Origin of the sequence: Roseovarius pacificus (genome assembly GCF_900142665.1) — a bacterium.
Classification (GTDB): domain Bacteria; phylum Pseudomonadota; class Alphaproteobacteria; order Rhodobacterales; family Rhodobacteraceae; genus Roseovarius; species Roseovarius pacificus.
In genome coordinates, this window is record NZ_FRBR01000002.1 from 87,672 (window position 1) to 103,407 (window position 15,736).

The 15,736-nt window shown below is 62.1% G+C and carries 16 protein-coding genes; 12 read left to right on the top strand and 4 right to left on the bottom strand.

Features of this window, described 5'->3' with window-relative positions:
- Window position 1: 1 nt before the first annotated feature.
- Window positions 2–919, bottom strand: a complete 918-nt coding sequence (locus BUB53_RS06050) for an NAD(P)/FAD-dependent oxidoreductase (protein ID WP_073033813.1) — start codon at window positions 917–919, stop codon at window positions 2–4.
- 122 nt (window positions 920–1,041) lie between these two features.
- On the opposite strand from BUB53_RS06050, the gene BUB53_RS06055 reads away from it, so the two are divergent.
- Complete coding sequence (locus BUB53_RS06055; protein WP_011747741.1) at window positions 1,042–1,512, top strand: RrF2 family transcriptional regulator; 471 nt, start codon at window positions 1,042–1,044, stop codon at window positions 1,510–1,512.
- A gap of 71 nt (window positions 1,513–1,583) precedes the next feature.
- Here the strand turns inward: BUB53_RS06055 and BUB53_RS06060 are convergent, their stop codons facing one another.
- Entirely contained in the window at window positions 1,584–2,354 is a 771-nt protein-coding gene (locus tag BUB53_RS06060; protein WP_229709492.1) for a site-specific integrase, read from the bottom strand.
- A gap of 397 nt (window positions 2,355–2,751) precedes the next feature.
- On the opposite strand from BUB53_RS06060, the gene dusA reads away from it, so the two are divergent.
- Window positions 2,752–3,750, top strand: a complete 999-nt coding sequence (gene dusA, locus BUB53_RS06065) for a tRNA dihydrouridine(20/20a) synthase DusA (RefSeq protein WP_073033814.1) — start codon at window positions 2,752–2,754, stop codon at window positions 3,748–3,750.
- 77 nt (window positions 3,751–3,827) lie between these two features.
- On the opposite strand, the gene BUB53_RS06070 is transcribed toward dusA, so the two are convergent.
- Window positions 3,828–5,471 (bottom strand): CTP synthase, encoded by a 1,644-nt coding sequence (locus BUB53_RS06070; RefSeq protein WP_073033815.1) that lies wholly within the window; start codon window positions 5,469–5,471, stop codon window positions 3,828–3,830.
- A 172-nt stretch (window positions 5,472–5,643) separates the two neighbouring features.
- Window positions 5,644–6,006: a preprotein translocase subunit SecG gene (gene secG / locus BUB53_RS06075; RefSeq protein ID WP_073033816.1), complete on the bottom strand. Its 363-nt coding sequence runs from the start codon at window positions 6,004–6,006 to the stop codon at window positions 5,644–5,646.
- Window positions 6,007–6,324: 318 nt separating this feature from the next.
- Between secG and BUB53_RS06080 the strand changes: the two genes are divergently transcribed.
- The 10 genes from BUB53_RS06080 (at window position 6,325) to BUB53_RS06125 (ending at window position 15,650) form a co-directional block, all read left to right on the top strand.
- Window positions 6,325–7,620 (top strand): adenylosuccinate synthase, encoded by a 1,296-nt coding sequence (locus BUB53_RS06080; RefSeq protein ID WP_073033817.1) that lies wholly within the window; start codon window positions 6,325–6,327, stop codon window positions 7,618–7,620.
- Between the two features lie 20 nt (window positions 7,621–7,640).
- Entirely contained in the window at window positions 7,641–7,889 is a 249-nt protein-coding gene (locus BUB53_RS06085; protein ID WP_073033818.1) for a DUF2842 domain-containing protein, read from the top strand.
- Window positions 7,890–8,067: 178 nt separating this feature from the next.
- Window positions 8,068–8,361: a hypothetical protein gene (locus tag BUB53_RS06090; RefSeq protein ID WP_073033819.1), complete on the top strand. Its 294-nt coding sequence runs from the start codon at window positions 8,068–8,070 to the stop codon at window positions 8,359–8,361.
- Window positions 8,362–8,422: 61 nt separating this feature from the next.
- Window positions 8,423–9,316: a hypothetical protein gene (locus tag BUB53_RS06095; protein ID WP_073033820.1), complete on the top strand. Its 894-nt coding sequence runs from the start codon at window positions 8,423–8,425 to the stop codon at window positions 9,314–9,316.
- A gap of 242 nt (window positions 9,317–9,558) precedes the next feature.
- Window positions 9,559–11,106 carry a glycoside hydrolase family protein gene (locus tag BUB53_RS06100; protein ID WP_159437766.1) on the top strand — a complete coding sequence of 516 codons (1,548 nt, stop codon included), beginning with the start codon at window positions 9,559–9,561 and terminating at the stop codon, window positions 11,104–11,106.
- A gap of 98 nt (window positions 11,107–11,204) precedes the next feature.
- Window positions 11,205–11,516 (top strand): ETC complex I subunit, encoded by a 312-nt coding sequence (locus tag BUB53_RS06105; protein WP_073033822.1) that lies wholly within the window; start codon window positions 11,205–11,207, stop codon window positions 11,514–11,516.
- A gap of 119 nt (window positions 11,517–11,635) precedes the next feature.
- Window positions 11,636–12,613, top strand: coding sequence for a polyphosphate kinase 2 (ppk2, locus tag BUB53_RS06110; protein WP_073033823.1), 978 nt, complete (start codon window positions 11,636–11,638; stop codon window positions 12,611–12,613).
- Window positions 12,614–12,681: 68 nt separating this feature from the next.
- The gene (locus BUB53_RS06115; RefSeq protein ID WP_073033824.1) at window positions 12,682–13,314 is read left to right on the top strand and encodes a DUF1007 family protein; all 633 of its coding nucleotides are present in this window, start codon (window positions 12,682–12,684) and stop codon (window positions 13,312–13,314) included.
- Window positions 13,296–14,243 (top strand): nickel/cobalt transporter, encoded by a 948-nt coding sequence (locus BUB53_RS06120; protein ID WP_073033825.1) that lies wholly within the window; start codon window positions 13,296–13,298, stop codon window positions 14,241–14,243. Before BUB53_RS06115 ends, BUB53_RS06120 begins: the two co-directional genes overlap by 19 nt.
- Before the next feature lie 48 nt (window positions 14,244–14,291).
- Window positions 14,292–15,650 carry an MATE family efflux transporter gene (locus BUB53_RS06125; protein ID WP_073033826.1) on the top strand — a complete coding sequence of 453 codons (1,359 nt, stop codon included), beginning with the start codon at window positions 14,292–14,294 and terminating at the stop codon, window positions 15,648–15,650.
- Window positions 15,651–15,736 lie beyond the last annotated feature (86 nt).

Genomic DNA, 15,736 nt, shown 5'->3' on the forward strand with positions numbered 1-15,736 from the left:
TTCAGGCCGCAGCGGTCAGATCGGGATCGAAGATCAGCGAGCGATGCGCGGCGCCGCCTGCCATCACGCCCGCGGCCGCGGCGATCGTGGCATTGGGCATGGGGCTGGCAAGGTCGCCGGCGGCGAAGACGCCGGGCTGGCTGGTCGCCTGCATCGGATCGACGGCCACATAGGGGCCGGTTGGTCCGTCCTTCATGGTGCAGCCTAGCTGTGCAGCCAAATCGCAGGAGGGCGCTGTGTCCGGCGCCAGGAACAGCCCCGCCAGCGCGATCTCTCGCCCGTCATCCAGCCGCACCCCGTCAAGCGCCGGGGCGGTGCCGATCAGCGCCGCGACAGGCGTTTTCTCGACCGTGACGCCCCGGGCGGTCAGCCCCTGCCGCTGTTCCCTAGTCAGCACGAGCGCCCCTTGCGTGAAGAGCGTGGTCGGCCCCCAGTCGGGCAGCAGCATCGCCTGATGCAGCGCCGCCTCGCCGCGCGCCAGAACGCCGACCGGCCCGCCGTTCAGCTCATAGCCGTGGCAATAGGGGCAATGGAGCACTGTGGCTCCCCAGCGTTCGGACAGACCTGGCAGATCGGGCAGGCTGTCGCGCACACCGAAGGCCAGGACCAGCCGCCGCGCGGTGATGTCTCTGCCCTCTGCCAAGGCCACCCGAAATCCGTTCCCCTCGCGCGCAGCCGAGACCGCCGCGCCGTCCCTTAAGGACAGAGTAGGGTAGACCGCGAGTTCGTGTCTGAGCGCGGCGCGGATGTCCTGCGGGGGACGCCCGTCCTGCCCGGGAAACCCGTGCGAGGCTGTGGCAAAGCGGTTACGGGGGGCGCCGGTGTCGAGAACGCAGACGCGTCTGCGGGCGCGGGCAAGCTGCATCGCGGCGGCGAGCCCGGAAAAGCTGCCGCCGATGACGAGAACATCGTGATCCATGGTGGTTCCCCTTAATGTATCACTGAAAGTTACGTGATTTGGCGCGCCATTTCAAGACATGAAACTTTCATTGTTACATGAGTGCTGCTAAGGAGCCTGAAGAGGCAAGGAAAGGAAACCCCATGGCGCGCGATCTTCGTATGTCCCGGATGCTGCACGTCTTGATCCACATGGACCGACATGTCGGGCGTGCCACTTCGGAACAGATCGCGCAGATGATCTCGACCAACGCCGTGGTGGTGCGCAGGATGATGGCGGGGCTGCGCGAGCGGGGAATCGTGTCGTCGGAAAAGGGCCACGGCGGTGGCTGGCAACTCGCTTGCCCGCTGGCCGAGATCAGCTTGCGCGACGTCTACGAGGCGGTCGGGCACCCGCCGCTGTTCAACATCGGGCCGCAGGCGGATCCGTCGCCCTGTCTGGTCGAGCAGGCGGTCGACGCGCGGCTCGATGCGACGCTGGCAGAGGCCGAGACACGGCTGCTGGCGCAATTCGCCGCGATCACGGTGGAGGAGGTCGCGCAGGATTTCGAGCGTCGTTTCGAAGAAAGCGGCCATACGGTGCCGTTCCCTTGGCATGGCGCGACGGGGGAATGATCGGTGGTGGCACTATCTGTGCCGAGATTGCAGCGATGTGAGCCGCCAGAAGTCATTTCCAGATGTGAAGGCTAGGCAACCCTGCTTGCCGCGAGCGCATGGAGACCCTCTGGGCGGATGTGGGTGTAGCGGCGCAGCATTTTCCAGTCCTTGTGCCCGGTGACAAGGGCAACCTGTTCAATGGTGAAACCTGCCTCGAACAGTCGACTGGTCGCTTCGTGGCGCAGATCATGAAAATGCAAATCCTCGATGCCCAAGGTACGGCAGACCCGTCGGAATGCCGTGCCGATTGAGCGTCCGTTGTAAGGGAAGATTCTGCCGCGACTGCCCACCAGCGCACGTTGTTCTTCGATCAACGCGCAGGGGTCGTAACCAGAAACGGACAGCAGCGGGATGCGTTGGTCGTTGCCCGTCTTGCGGCGAGGGTCTTTGCGGTCCCGGATGAGCAGCATTTTGGTTCGAGGGTTGTAGTCTTCCCATCGCGCCCGAGAGATTTCATCTTGTCGCATGGCCGTCGCGATGGCGAAACGAACGACGCGCGCTACGGGGATGAACTGTCGTGGGTTGCTTTCAAGCGCCTTCAGGATCGCGTCGATCTCCTCTTCGCTCGGCCGACGATCCCGTTCGTTGCCTTTGCCCACCAGTCCGAGCCGGGTGAGCGCAATCCGAGCGAGATCGACTCCTTCGGTTGGTGCGATGATGCCGTGAACGGCGGCAGCATGCGAAAGGATCGTCTTGATGTATCCGAGGTCGATGCCAACCGTTACCGGGCCGGCCCCTTCTTTGGCGCGCTGACGACCGAACTCGACGAGCTTTTCCCGGCCGAGCTCGGCGGGTTTCAACGCCCCGAGGCGCAGTGCAAGAAAATCCAGGCTTGCGGCTTTCGACCTGCCGAGCGTTCTCCCGACGTCCGCCAGATCCGCTCTGTGAAGATCAATGAGGTCTCCGAATGTCTTGGCCGCGGCAACGCGAGTGTGTATAGGTTCCCCCCGATCGATCTTGCCCTCAACGGTCCGCGCCCAAAGCTCCGCGTCACCGCGGCGCAGGAAGGATTCACTGATGTAGTGCCCTTTACGTCTGACCTAGACTCGCCAGGAGCCCGAAGGAAGCTTTGATATGGTCGCCATTTCGTGTGCTCTATGTGTGCAGTGCGCGGTCGAAACGTGGCGAAAAGGGGCGTATTGGGTCGTAAATTAGAGTGCACACGCCGCCGCGCAATGAGTTGATACTACTGGAAAAATGACGAAATATCAAGCACATAGACTTGCTATTGCGCCTATGATGGACTGGACCGACAGGCATTGCAGATACCTGCATCGCCTGCTGTCGCGCGATGCGTTGCTGTATACGGAAATGGTGACGGCCCCGGCTCTGGTGCGGGGCGGGGCGTTGCATCTGCTGGAATACACCTCCGAAGAACATCCCGTCGCCCTGCAACTGGGCGGGTCGGACCCCGCGGAACTGGCGCAGGCGGCAAAGCTGGGCGCCGAGGCGGGCTATGACGAGATCAACCTCAATGTCGGCTGCCCCAGCGATCGGGTGCAATCGGGTACGTTCGGTGCGGTCCTGATGAAGAATCCCGGCCTTGTGGCCGAGTGCTGCGCGGCGATGATCGCGGCGCAGCCGGTGGAGGTGACCGTCAAATGCCGGATCGGCGTGGACGATCAGGACGCCGAAGAGGTGCTGCCCGAGTTTCTGGCGCGCATCGTCGCAGCGGGTGTCGAACGCGTCACCATCCACGCGCGCAAGGCATGGCTGCAAGGGCTCAGCCCCAGGGAGAACCGCGATGTGCCGCCGCTCGATTACGATCTGGTGCAGCGGATGAAGGGGCTGTTTCCCAACCTGCATATCAGCGTCAATGGCGGGATTGCGTCGCTGGAACAGGCGCGCGGTTTTCTGGACGCCGGGCTGGACGGGGTGATGATCGGGCGCGCGGCCTATCACCAGCCCGCCGATATCCTTTGCGCCGCCGACCGGGTGATCTTTGGCGCGCAGGGGCCGGACAGCACGCCCGAGGGCGCGGTGCTGGCCATGCTGCCCTATATCGAGGATCACCTCGCGACAGGCGGCAAGCTCCATCAGGTCACGCGGCACATGCTGGGCCTGTTCGCAGGCCGCCCCGGCGCGCGGGCGTGGCGGCGCATCCTGTCCGAAGGCGCCACGCGCCCCGGTGCGGGCCCGGAGCTTGTCGAGCAGGCCCTGGCGCAGATCGCCAATCCGGCGCGGGCCGCAGAGTAGACGCCTACGTTTTCTTCTTGCCCGAAAATATCCTGGGGGAGGCCGCAGGCCGGGGGGCAAAGCCCCCTGTCAAACCCTCAGACCAAGCGCGATGTCTCGACTGCCGCGCGCACGAAATCGGCGAACAGAGGGTGCGGGTCGAAGGGTTTGGATTTCAGTTCGGGGTGGAACTGCACGCCGATGAACCACGGGTGATCGGACCATTCCACGATTTCCGGCAGGCGGCCATCGGGGGACATGCCTGAAAACGTCAGGCCGACCTCTTCCAGTTTTTCGCGGTATTTCACGTCCACCTCGTAGCGGTGGCGGTGGCGTTCGTCGATGGCGGTGGTGCCGTAGACCGCAGCCACGCGGCTGCCCTCTTTCAGCGTGGCGTCATAGGCCCCGAGGCGCATCGTGCCGCCCTTGTCGTCGCTGACCTTGCGCTTGACCTTCTCGTTGCCCTGCACCCATTCCTTTAGGTGGTAAACCACCGGAGTGAAACGCTTTTTGCCGGATTCGTGGTCGAATTCCTCCGAGCCTGCATCGCTCAGCCCGGCGAGGTTGCGTGCCGCCTCGATCACGGCCATCTGCATGCCGAGGCAAATGCCCAGATAGGGGATCTTGCGTTCGCGGGCGAACTGGGCGGCCTTGATCTTGCCCTCGGTGCCGCGTTCGCCGAAGCCGCCGGGCACGAGGATCGCGTGGAACCCTTCCAGATGCGGGGCGGGGTCTTCGGTGTCGAAAATCTCGGCATCCACCCATTCGACATTGACCTTCACCCGGTTGGCCATGCCGCCGTGGGTCAGTGCCTCCTTGATCGACTTGTAGGCGTCTTCGAGCTGCGTGTACTTGCCGACGATGGCGACGTTCACCGTGCCGTCGGTGTTGTGGATGCGGTCAGAGACATCCAGCCATGTGCGCAGGTCGGGTTTGGGGGCGGGCGAAATGCCGAAGGCGTCCAGCACGGCCTGATCCAGCCCTTCGCGGTGATAGGCCAGCGGCGCCTCGTAGATCGAATTCAGGTCATAGGCGGCGACCACGGCCTCTTTGCGGACGTTGCAGAACAGGGCGATTTTCTCGCGTTCCTTTTCCGGGATGGGCTGTTCGGAGCGGCAGACAAGGATGTCGGGCGCGATGCCGATGGATTGCAATTCCTTGACCGAGTGCTGGGTCGGCTTGGTTTTCAACTCGCCGCTGGCGGCAAGGTAGGGCAGCAGCGTCAGGTGCATGAAGATGCATTCGCCGCGCGGGCGGTCATGGCTGAACTGGCGGATCGCCTCGAAAAACGGCAGGCCCTCGATATCGCCCACGGTGCCGCCGATTTCGCACAGCATGAAATCGACCTCGTCGTCGCCGATGCCGATCCAGTCCTTGATCTCGTTGGTGACGTGGGGCACGACCTGAATCGTTTTTCCGAGGTAATCGCCGCGGCGTTCCTTTTCCAGCACGTTGGAATAGATGCGCCCGGAACTGACCGAGTCGGTCATCCGTGCGGGCACCCCTGTGAAGCGTTCGTAATGGCCGAGGTCCAGATCGGTTTCGGCCCCGTCATCGGTGACGAACACCTCGCCATGCTCGAACGGCGACATCGTGCCGGGATCGACGTTGAGATACGGGTCCAGCTTGCGCAGGCGAACGGAAAAGCCGCGCGCCTGCAACAACGCGCCCAGGGCCGCCGAGGCCAGACCCTTGCCCAGAGAAGATACAACGCCGCCAGTGATGAAAATATACCGTGCCATGCGCTGGCATCCCCCGTGATTGCAGGCCTGAAATTCAAGCCGGTGACGAGCCCTGACCGGCCGGATTCGACCGCAGCACCACGGGACTCAATATGTAATGGATTCGTGTGTCCAAGGCAAGCAGACCGCAAGATGCTGTTGCGGCCTGAAAATCTGCCTCAAGTCGTTGTGTTCAGTCGGCGCTCGGGGTCAGCGGGGCGGTATCGTCCGCCGCCGGCGGCAGGAGCGAGTCGCCGTTGTCCGGCGCGGCGGGATCTTCGGCTGCGGGAACCGGCATGTCGGTGAGCCGGTCCAGAACCGACGAATCGGCCGATTGCTGTGCCGCCAGAATGGTCAGCGTCAGTGAGGTGACGATAAAGGCGATCGCCAGCCCCCATGTCACCTTGTTGAGCGCCGTTGCCGCCGAACGGCCCGATATGGCGCCACCGCCGCCACCGCCCATGCCAAGGCCGCCGCCTTCCGAGCGTTGCAGAAGCACCACGCCGATCAGGGCGAGGGCCAGAAGAAGGTGGATGATCAGGACGACGTTTTCCATGTGGGGCCTTTGTCGGATGCGTGTGGCGTCTCGCGCGGTATCTATGCAATTCCGTGCGCGCCCGCAACCCGGCAATGTGGTGCGGGACGAACCGGCATCGAAGGGAAAGACCGAAAAACCGGGCGACGGGTGGAAACGCGGGCGACTCCGGGTCATTGGGCGGGGCTTGTCGTGGGGCATCGGCGGGGGCTTTTCGCGAACGCGCCGTTCTGTCCGGGGCGGGGCGCGAATTTCCGGTTTCACAGGCCGCGCCACCCGGCTATACCGGCGCGGGTTTCAATGTGACCACCATAGCAACCGACCACCAAGAGGATCAGCATGGCAAATGTCGTCGTCGTAGGCGCCCAGTGGGGTGACGAGGGGAAAGGCAAGATCGTTGACTGGCTCAGCGAGCGGGCCGATGTGATCGCGCGGTTTCAGGGCGGCCATAATGCCGGCCATACGCTGGTGATCGACGGTGAGACCTACAAGCTGAACGCGCTGCCTTCGGGCGTTGTGCGTGGCGGCAAGCTCAGCGTGATCGGCAATGGCGTGGTGCTGGACCCCTGGCATCTGGTCAACGAGATCGCCTCGATCCGTGAACAGGGCGTCGATATTTCGCCCGAAACCCTGATGATCGCCGAGAATACGCCGCTGATCCTGCCGATTCACGGTGAGCTGGACCGCGCCCGCGAAGAGGCTGCCAGCAAGGGCACCAAGATTGGGACCACGGGCCGTGGCATCGGCCCGGCCTATGAGGACAAGGTGGGGCGCCGCTCGATCCGGGTGGCGGACCTGTCGGACGATGCAACGCTGGAGGCGCGTGTGGACCGCGCCCTGCAACACCACGATCCGCTGCGGCGCGGCCTGGGAATCGATCCCGTGGACCGCGATGCGCTGATCGCGAAACTGAAAGAGATCGCGCCGCAGATCCTGCCTTATGCCGCGCCGGTCTGGAAGGTGCTGAGCGAAAAGCGCAAATCCGGCCAGCGCATCCTGTTCGAAGGGGCGCAGGGCGCGCTTCTGGATATCGACTTTGGCACCTATCCCTTTGTCACGTCCTCGAACGTGATCGCCGGACAGGCGGCCACGGGCGTCGGGATGGGGCCGGGATCGGTGGATTACGTTCTGGGCATCGTCAAGGCCTATACCACCCGCGTGGGCGAGGGGCCGTTTCCGACCGAACTGGACGACGATGACGGGCTTCGCCTGGGCACGCGCGGGCATGAGTTTGGCACCGTCACGGGCCGCAAGCGCCGCTGCGGCTGGTTCGACGCCGCGCTTGTGCGCCAGACCTGTGCCACCTCGGGCGTGAACGGCATTTCGCTGACCAAGCTCGACGTTCTGGACGGGTTCGAGACGCTGAAAATCTGCGTCGGCTACGAGTTGGACGGCAAGCGGCTGGATTACCTGCCGACCGCCGCCGACCAGCAGGCCCGTTGCGTTCCGGTCTATGAGGAAATGCCGGGCTGGAGCGAGTCGACCGAGGGCGCGCGCAGCTGGGCCGAATTGCCCGCCAACGCCATCAAATACGTGCGCCGGGTGGAAGAGCTGATCGACTGCCCTGTCGCACTTCTGTCCACCTCGCCCGAACGGGACGACACGATTCTCGTCACCGACCCGTTCGCCGACTGACCCGACCCAGCGGAGGCCCCATGGCACTCAGTTACAAGGCGCGGCGACGCTGGTCGCTGATCATCCTGCTGATCGGGCTGCCGCTTTATATTGTGGTGGCGGTGAATGTGGTCGACCTGTTCGACCGCCCGTCGATCTGGATCGAATTCCTTGTCTATGTCGGGCTTGGCATCGTCTGGATCCTGCCGTTCAAATTCGTTTTTCTGGGGGTGGGGCAGGCTGATCCGGACGCGCAACCGGAGGATGATGACCGGCGCGCGGGGCAATAGCCGCCGGTTTTCCGCGCCGGGAGGCCGGATAGCATCCTGCCAAGGCATATCATGCAGGCGTTGAGGCGGGCCGGTGCGCCATCCTGTGCCCGTTATGGTTGCGCCCGTTCGATGCAGCACTTAGTCAGGGTAAAACCGCGTAGAATCGCGGTTGGTACGGTATTGCGAGGGTGTCACGATGAAACGGCTGGTCCTGCATATTGGCACGCACAAGACGGGCACCACCTCGATCCAGTATACGCTGGCCCGATCGGAACGGGCATTGGCCGATCAGGGCGTGATCTACCCCGCGCATTACGCCAATGCCAACAATCCCGGGCACCATTTTCTGGCTCTCGGCACGGGGCGGGAGCGTTACAAGGCACTGACCGAGACCATCGACAAGGCCCCGCAAGGCACCGTGATCCTCAGCACCGAATTGCTGTCCATGGTGCCGGCGGAGCGTGTCATGGATGCGGCATTACCTTGCTAAAACACATGTGCGGAATCCTCTTTCAAACATGGTGGTTACTCCGGGCGCTAGGATAAGGAATATGAAAATGGCGAGATTTTTTTTGCATATCGGGCTTATGAAAACAGGCACAACCGCTCTGCAACGAACCCTTGCACAAAATTACGATGAGCTCATGCGTGATGGGGTACTTTACCCAAAGACCGCAAGATTTGATGATAAACACGTCCAATTGGTTTGGGCTTGTCAACCAGATGATAAGCTCGGTGTTTGGGCCCGGTCGAAGTACGATGGCCGGGGTGTCGATGATGTCGTGAATGACATTAATGATGAGGTAGTGAATTCAGGTTGTAGTAAATGCGTTTTGAGTGCTGAGGATTTTTCACTGCGCCCGCCAGAGTATTATCGTATGCTCGCCGATAAGTTGAATGGCGACATTAATGTGATTGTCTACATCAGAAATCATGCGGACCTGATTGAATCAATGTATAGGCAGTTGCTGAAAGGAAGGGGGATAAGCAAAACTTTTGATGCGTTTTTAAAAGACTCTCTGTCTCAAGGTCGGGCAGGCGGTACTTCTTTGTTTTACAAAGAATTAGTAGATGGCTGGGCGGAAGTCTTCGGCAAGGGCAATATCGTTGTTAGAGAGTATAAGGGGGGGAGAGGGTACAGCACCGTAGATGATTTTATGGATTGTATCGGAGCATCGCCTCTTCCCAACAGGTCACGCGGTTTCGTGGTAAACCCATCTTTGCATGGCCCGTATCTGGAATTTGTCCGGGCGATCAATCAACATCTGTCCGGGGGCGTGCGCTCCAAGATAATGAACGAGGTCATTGCCCTGGTTCGGTCGCATCCATGTGAGCCAAGTCCTTTGCTGACAGAGGATGAAAAATCGAAAATTATGGAAACTTTTGCCCATGACGAGAAAGAGGTTCTTGCCGCTTACCCACGTTCGTTCGATTTTGATGGGTAGTGGCACCTATGGTTGATCAAATTGGGAACGTTGGTCTCAACTTTGCGAATGTAAATGAGTTTCTTAATGACCCTGGAAGGCTTCACGGTTACATTGATGCAATGGCAGAAGGTGCCTTAAATGCCATACGTGTTCCGTTTTATTGGCGGCGGCTGATCGAATATGACTCTGATGCCAAGGCACAGGTTAACAAAGAAATTGTTGAAAGTTATTATACATTTATCGCGACATTACCGGAGCATGTGAAAATCACCGGGGTGGTGATCAACTGTCATCCTGAGGTGGCGCGGATGGCATATCTCGGGCAGCCGGGGTTTGCCGAGCGATATGCCGAATATGTCAGGCTTCTGGTCGAAACCTTCGATTTCATCCACGATATGGAATTGTGGAATGAGCCGAACGCTTCGGATTTCTATATATCGGTCAAGGGAGAGGACGGGTTGCATCGCCCCTGGAACGGGCTGGAGTTCGTGAACATGGTGATCCGCCCCGGTGTCGAGAGTCTGCGGTGCGCGGGATTTGCAGGGCGTATCTGTGGGGTGACATTCGCCGAGAACGGGCTTGTCGGCCATGTGGGTCGAACGCGTCCTGCCTTTGCGAACACGATGCGCGGCTATGCTGATGAATTTGCGGCAGAATTTGCGAACAATCAGGGGCACTGGGGGTTTTATTTCCAGCCGGATTTCGCGCGTGACGTGATGCAGGCGTTGAGATCGCATTACCCGACTGCACAAGATTTGCCGTTCGAGGCATTCGGCATTCACCCCTATCCGTATTTCGGGCCGGCCCCGGATGGGTTTGCCGCCCATAGCTGGCATCTGACGCAGGATTTCCTGTCTCTTCTGGAAGACGCGGGCTATTCCGGGGTGCCGGTCTGGATTACGGAAGTGGGCGCTCGTTCGCTTGATCTGTCGAAGGTATACGATTTCGACGCCATGGCGCAGGCGGATTTCGTGGACGATTTCATGACGCATGCCGCTGGCGAGGCGAGTATCGAAAAGCTTTTCTGGTACAAGTACCGCGACGAGGCGTGGGATCTGAAACGGGAAAAATCTTTTGGCCTGTTCGATCACGAAGGCCGCAAGAAACCGGCCTATTACAGCTTCCGCAGCCGTGCTCTGGATTGTCTGCCGCCGCAAAGCATACGGGTCTTGCAGGACGATTTTGGCTTCGGGGCCGTGATGCAGGCCGGCAGCGTGGACAAATCGTTCTGGAAAATCGAAAAGACCGAGCCTTTTGCCTATGCGATCCCCGCCCATACCGGCACTGCCGAGGGGACTGCATTGCTGGTCTCGCCAGGGCGGGCGGTGGGCAGTGTCCTGCGGCTGGAAACCAGGCACCACCTCGCGGCAGATAAAGCTCAGCGACTGAAGGCGGCTCTGCGATTCCGGCCCAAGGCGACGGACCCGGGAAAGCCGGAAATGACGTTGGGCTTGCAGATCACCAATCTCGCCAATCCCGAAACAGGGCTGTTTCTTTCGGTGCGTATCAACGGTGTTAGCGGTGTCGCGGCGTTTGCGTTCGGGACAACCAGAAACGCGCGGACCCCTGTTGCCGAGGTCGGGTTGGCTGACCTGTCGCAGTTCGCGGAGATAACGCTTGAAACGCGGGAGGGCCGGGTATGGTTATCCTGTGTGGATGGGGATGGTTCGATTTTGACCGAAATCGACCTGTGCGCCGCGACGCAGGTCTTTCTTGGACGTCGTTTGCGCGGTGCAATCGAAGTGTCCCGCACCAAGGGACCCATTCACTTCATCGAATTGTCACGCTTTAGATTGGGACGGGGCTGACCTGGGCTCAGGTATTGCTAGCTTGCCTCGCCCATTTGCGCCCTTGCCCATGGCGCAGGATTTTGGAATAACCGGGGCGTAACAAGGAGTCCGTCCGAATGTCCGCGCGTATTTACAAACCTGCCCGCAGCACCACGCAATCCGGCATGGCCCGGACCAAGCACTGGGTTCTGGAATTCGCCCCTGAAAGCCGCCGTGAGGTCGATCCGCTGATGGGCTGGACCAGTTCGGGCGATACGCAGGCTCAGGTCAGGCTGCGGTTCGACAGCAAGAAGGCGGCGCTGGATTATGCGCAGGAACATGGCATCGACGCCGTGGTTCTGGAGCCGCATCGCCGCAAGGCCAATATCCGCCCCGGCGGTTATGGCGAGAATTTCGCGACCAACCGGCGCGCTGTCTGGACGCACTGATATCCACTGATGTAAATGCGCCACAAGACCGCGCCGCCTGCGTTTTTTTGACACGGATCAAGGCGGTTTTGCGCCGTCTGCACTAGCCCCTTCACCTGCATGAGTGAAGGAGATGGAGTATGAGTAGATCGGCCACCGCCAGGACGCAGGTCACGTCCGCGCAGGGTATCCCCGCCAAACCGGACACCGCGGCCAAGCCCGTTCCGGCCAGTCCCGAAAAAGAAGAGCGCGAGGTCAAGTCGACCGACAAGGTGGCCGAGTACCGGCAGACCTTTGAACAGGGTGAGTATCCTTACACGGAAAAGATGGGGCGCAAGGAATACGAAGCGCAAAAAGCAATGCTTCAGGCCGAATTGCTGAAGGTTCAGCACTGGGCGCAGGAAGCGAATGAGAAATTCGTCCTGATTTTCGAGGGGCGCGACGCCGCGGGCAAGGGCGGTACGATCAAGCGCTTTACCGAACATCTCAACCCGCGTCAGGCGCGTGTCGTGGCGCTGAACAAACCCACCTGGGAAGAACAGGGGCAGTGGTTTTTTCAGCGCTATATCAGCGAGTTGCCCACGGTGGGTGAGATGGTGTTCTATGACCGGTCGTGGTACAACCGCGCGGGCGTCGAGCGTGTGATGGGCTTTTGCGAGCCGTGGGAGTATCTTGAATTCATGCGCCAGACCCCCGAGTTGGAGCGGATGCTGGTGCGCTCGGGCATTCGGCTTTACAAGTACTGGTTCTCGGTCACGCAGGACGAGCAGAAACGCCGGTTCGACAGCCGTGCCAACGATCCGCTGAAGCAGTGGAAGCTCAGCCCGATCGACAAGCAGAGCCTCGATAAATGGGATGACTACACCGAGGCGAAAGAGGCGATGTTCTTCTATACCGACACCGCCGATGCGCCCTGGACCGTGGTGAAGTCCAACGACAAGAAACGCGCGCGTCTGAACTGCATGATGCATTTCCTCAATTCGCTGGACTACCCCGGCAAGGATCGTTCGGTTATCACCGGTCCAGATCCGCTGATCGTTGCCACCGCGCAGCATGTTCTCCACAGCACCGATCATATTCTGGGCAAGTCCCTGCACCCGGAAGTGCGCAAAACCTGACACGCGGTAAGCCGCGTATTGCCCTGGGCCGGCTTGCCGATGGGGCGGGTCGGCCCTAAACATGCCGCATGACCCGCTGGATCGTCCTTGGCTGTGCTTTGCTGGCTGCGCCCGTAGCGCAGGCGCATCCGCATGTGTTTGTCGAGGTCGGCCTGCGCTTTGTCTCTCAGCCCGATGGCCGCCTGAGCGGTGTCGAAGTGACGTGGAGCTATGACGATTTCTTTTCCCTGCTGGTGCTGGAGGATCGCGGGCTGGACCCTGATGGCGACATGGTGCTGACTGAGGATGAGCGCGCCGCGCTGATGGGGTTCGACCTGACCGACTGGCCAGATGGGTTCGAGGGCGCGCTGTTTCTGTATGACGGCGCGCGCAAGATTGCGCTTGGTCCGCCGACGCCCACCCATATCGGGATGGAGGGCGGGCGGATCGTCAGCCGTCATATCCGCCATTTCGATCCGGTGTCTGCCGACGATCTGGTGGGGCGCCCTTACGATCCGTCCTATTACGCCGCGCTGACGCTGAAAGAGGTCACGGGGCTGAGCGACGGGTGCGCGGTGACCGTCGAGCGCGCCGACAGCAAGGCCGCCGACGCCATCGTGGCCAGGATGGGCAACAGCGCCGACGAGGGCTTTTTCGAGGAGGTGCAGGTGGGGATTCATTATGCCGATGCGTTCGAGGTGACATGCGCGCCCTCCTCCTGATCGGTGCTTTGTCGGTTCTTGCGCTGACTGTCTGGCTCTGGGGTTTTGGCGGCGCAGGCGATGTGATGCGTTGGGCCTCTGAGGGCCAGCGCGAGGTGCAACAGGGCATGGCCGGATACCTGCGTCGCCTGCGCGCCGGGGACTGGGCGGCGTTGAGCGGGCTGTGGGGGCTGTGTTTCGCCTATGGGTTCTTTCATGCGGCGGGACCGGGCCATGGCAAGCTGTTGATCGGCGGCTACGGTCTGGGCGCCGGGGTGCCGCTGATGCGCCTTTCCGGGCTGGCGCTGGCCTCGAGCCTTGCACAGGCGGGTACGGCGGTAGTGCTGGTATATGCCGGTGTGTTTCTGCTGGGGCTGACGCGTCAGGCCATGACCGGCGTGGCCGAGCGGATCATGGAGCCCGCCAGTTATGGCGCGATTGCGCTGGTCGGGCTGTGGCTGGCGTGGCGCGGGCTGCGCCGGTGGCGGCGCGCGGGGCGGGTGCAAATGCAAGGCTGCGGTCATGATCATCCTTCCCACGGACATCACCACGATCATGATCACGAAGGCGATGGCACCTGCGCAAGCTGCGGTCATCGCCACGGCCCCACGGCGGAGGAGGCCGCGCAGGTCCATTCGCTGCGCGAGGCGCTGGCGCTGGTCGCCGCGGTGGCGATCCGGCCCTGCACCGGGGCGCTGTTCCTGCTGATCCTGACGTGGCGCATGGGGCTGGATCTGGCGGGGATCGCCGGGGCCTTCATCATGGGGCTCGGCACGGCCAGCGTGACGGTGGCCGTGGCGGTGGCCTCGGTCACGCTGCGCGCGGGGCTTCTGGCCCGGCTGGCGAATGGGCAGGGGCGTGGTTCGGCCCGTGCCCTGCCGCTGATCGAGATCGTGGCCGGTGTTGTGATTGCCGCGCTCGCGCTGCAATTGCTGCGCGCAGCACTGTAGCGGGCCTTCGTCCTTGCGCTGTGGCGTGCCCGCGCCTAAGGGCAGGGCATGACGACCCGCATAACATATCGCCAGCACGCCCGCGCCATCCTTGGCCTTGGCCTGCCGCTGATCGGCAGCCACGTGGCGCAGTTCGCCATCACGCTGACCGATGCGGTGATGCTGGGCTGGTATTCGGTCGAGGCGCTTGCCGCCGAGGTACTGGGCGGCACCCTGTTCTTCGTGTTGTTCATCATGGGATCGGGCTTTGCCTGGGCGGTGATGCCGATGGTGGCCTCGGCGCAGGCGGCGGGCAATGAGACCCAGATCCGCCGGGTCACGCGTATGGGGGGATGGGCCTCGGTTATGTTCGGGCTGGCCTGCCTGCCGGTGATGGTGTGGTCAACGCCGGTTTTTCTGATGCTCGGACAGGATGCGAACGTGTCGGTCCTGGCGGGGCAATATCTGGCGATCATGGGCTGGGGCATTTTGCCTGCGCTTTTGGTCATGGTGCTGAAATCCTACCTCGCCGCGCTCGAACGGACGCAGGTCGTGCTGTGGGTGACGATGGCCGCTGTCGGGCTGAACATTCTGGTCAACAACGCGCTGATCTTCGGCAACTGGGGCTTTCCCGAACTGGGGGTGCGCGGTGCGGCCATTGCCTCGCTTACGGTCAATATCGCTTCGCTTCTGGCGCTTGCGATCTATGTCGCGCGGGCCACGCCGGAGCATGCGCTGTTCCAGCGTATCTGGCGCGCCGATCCCGAGGCGCTGATCTCGGTCTTTCGTCTGGGCTGGCCGATCGGGATCACCAATCTGGCGGAGGTGGGGTTGTTCGCCGCCTCCTCGGTGATGATGGGCTGGCTGGGGGCGTTGCCGCTGGCGGCGCACGGCATCGCGCTGCAAATCACCTCGGTGATGTTCATGGTTCACATGGGGCTCAGTAACGCGGCGACGGTGCGCGCCGGGCAGGCGCATGGACGGGGGAACGGGCAGGCATTGCGCGACGGAGCGGCGGTGGTTCTGGTCCTGTCCTTTGTTGCGGCGGCGGTGACGGTATGCCTGTTCCTGGCCTTGCCCGAGCCTCTCATGGGCCTGTTCATGAGCCCCGACGATCCCGACCGTCCGGCGGTGATCGGGATCGGGGTGGGGCTGCTGGCGGCGGCGGCGCTGTTTCAGCTGGTCGATGCCGGGCAGGTCATGGCGCTTGGCCTGCTTCGTGGCGTGCAGGACACGCGTGTGCCGATGGTCATCGCCGCGCTCAGTTATTGGGCTATCGGCGTGCCCGCCAGCTATGTGCTGGGGTTTGCGCTCGGACTGGAGGGCATCGGTATCTGGCTGGGTCTTGCCATCGGGCTGGCCTGTGCCGCGGTGTTCATGCTGGCCCGTTTCTGGGGCTGGTCGGCACGCGGCGTGTCGGCGGGGTAAGGGCGGAGCGGCAGCCCTTGATCCGGAGGGTTCTGTCGGGGTTTTCCAGAACACGGGGCGTGCCGGAAGGGCAGTATGTACTTTGG

Excerpts from the sequence above, each read along its gene's own strand:
- BUB53_RS06085 (WP_073033818.1), top strand. The coding sequence starts at position 7,641 with ATGGCACTCAGTTACAAGGCGCGGCGACGCTGGTCGCTGATCATCCTG.
- secG (WP_073033816.1), bottom strand. The coding sequence starts at position 6,006 with ATGGAAAACGTCGTCCTGATCATCCACCTTCTTCTGGCCCTCGCCCTG.
- BUB53_RS06120 (WP_073033825.1), top strand. The coding sequence starts at position 13,296 with ATGCGCGCCCTCCTCCTGATCGGTGCTTTGTCGGTTCTTGCGCTGACT.
- BUB53_RS06070 (WP_073033815.1), bottom strand. The coding sequence starts at position 5,471 with ATGGCACGGTATATTTTCATCACTGGCGGCGTTGTATCTTCTCTGGGC.
- BUB53_RS06050 (WP_073033813.1), bottom strand. The coding sequence starts at position 919 with ATGGATCACGATGTTCTCGTCATCGGCGGCAGCTTTTCCGGGCTCGCC.
- BUB53_RS06055 (WP_011747741.1), top strand. The coding sequence starts at position 1,042 with ATGGCGCGCGATCTTCGTATGTCCCGGATGCTGCACGTCTTGATCCAC.
- ppk2 (WP_073033823.1), top strand. The coding sequence starts at position 11,636 with ATGAGTAGATCGGCCACCGCCAGGACGCAGGTCACGTCCGCGCAGGGT.
- BUB53_RS06105 (WP_073033822.1), top strand. The coding sequence starts at position 11,205 with ATGTCCGCGCGTATTTACAAACCTGCCCGCAGCACCACGCAATCCGGC.
- BUB53_RS06125 (WP_073033826.1), top strand. The coding sequence starts at position 14,292 with ATGACGACCCGCATAACATATCGCCAGCACGCCCGCGCCATCCTTGGC.
- BUB53_RS06115 (WP_073033824.1), top strand. The coding sequence starts at position 12,682 with ATGACCCGCTGGATCGTCCTTGGCTGTGCTTTGCTGGCTGCGCCCGTA.
- BUB53_RS06080 (WP_073033817.1), top strand. The coding sequence starts at position 6,325 with ATGGCAAATGTCGTCGTCGTAGGCGCCCAGTGGGGTGACGAGGGGAAA.
- dusA (WP_073033814.1), top strand. The coding sequence starts at position 2,752 with ATGACGAAATATCAAGCACATAGACTTGCTATTGCGCCTATGATGGAC.
- BUB53_RS06095 (WP_073033820.1), top strand. The coding sequence starts at position 8,423 with ATGAAAATGGCGAGATTTTTTTTGCATATCGGGCTTATGAAAACAGGC.
- BUB53_RS06090 (WP_073033819.1), top strand. The coding sequence starts at position 8,068 with ATGAAACGGCTGGTCCTGCATATTGGCACGCACAAGACGGGCACCACC.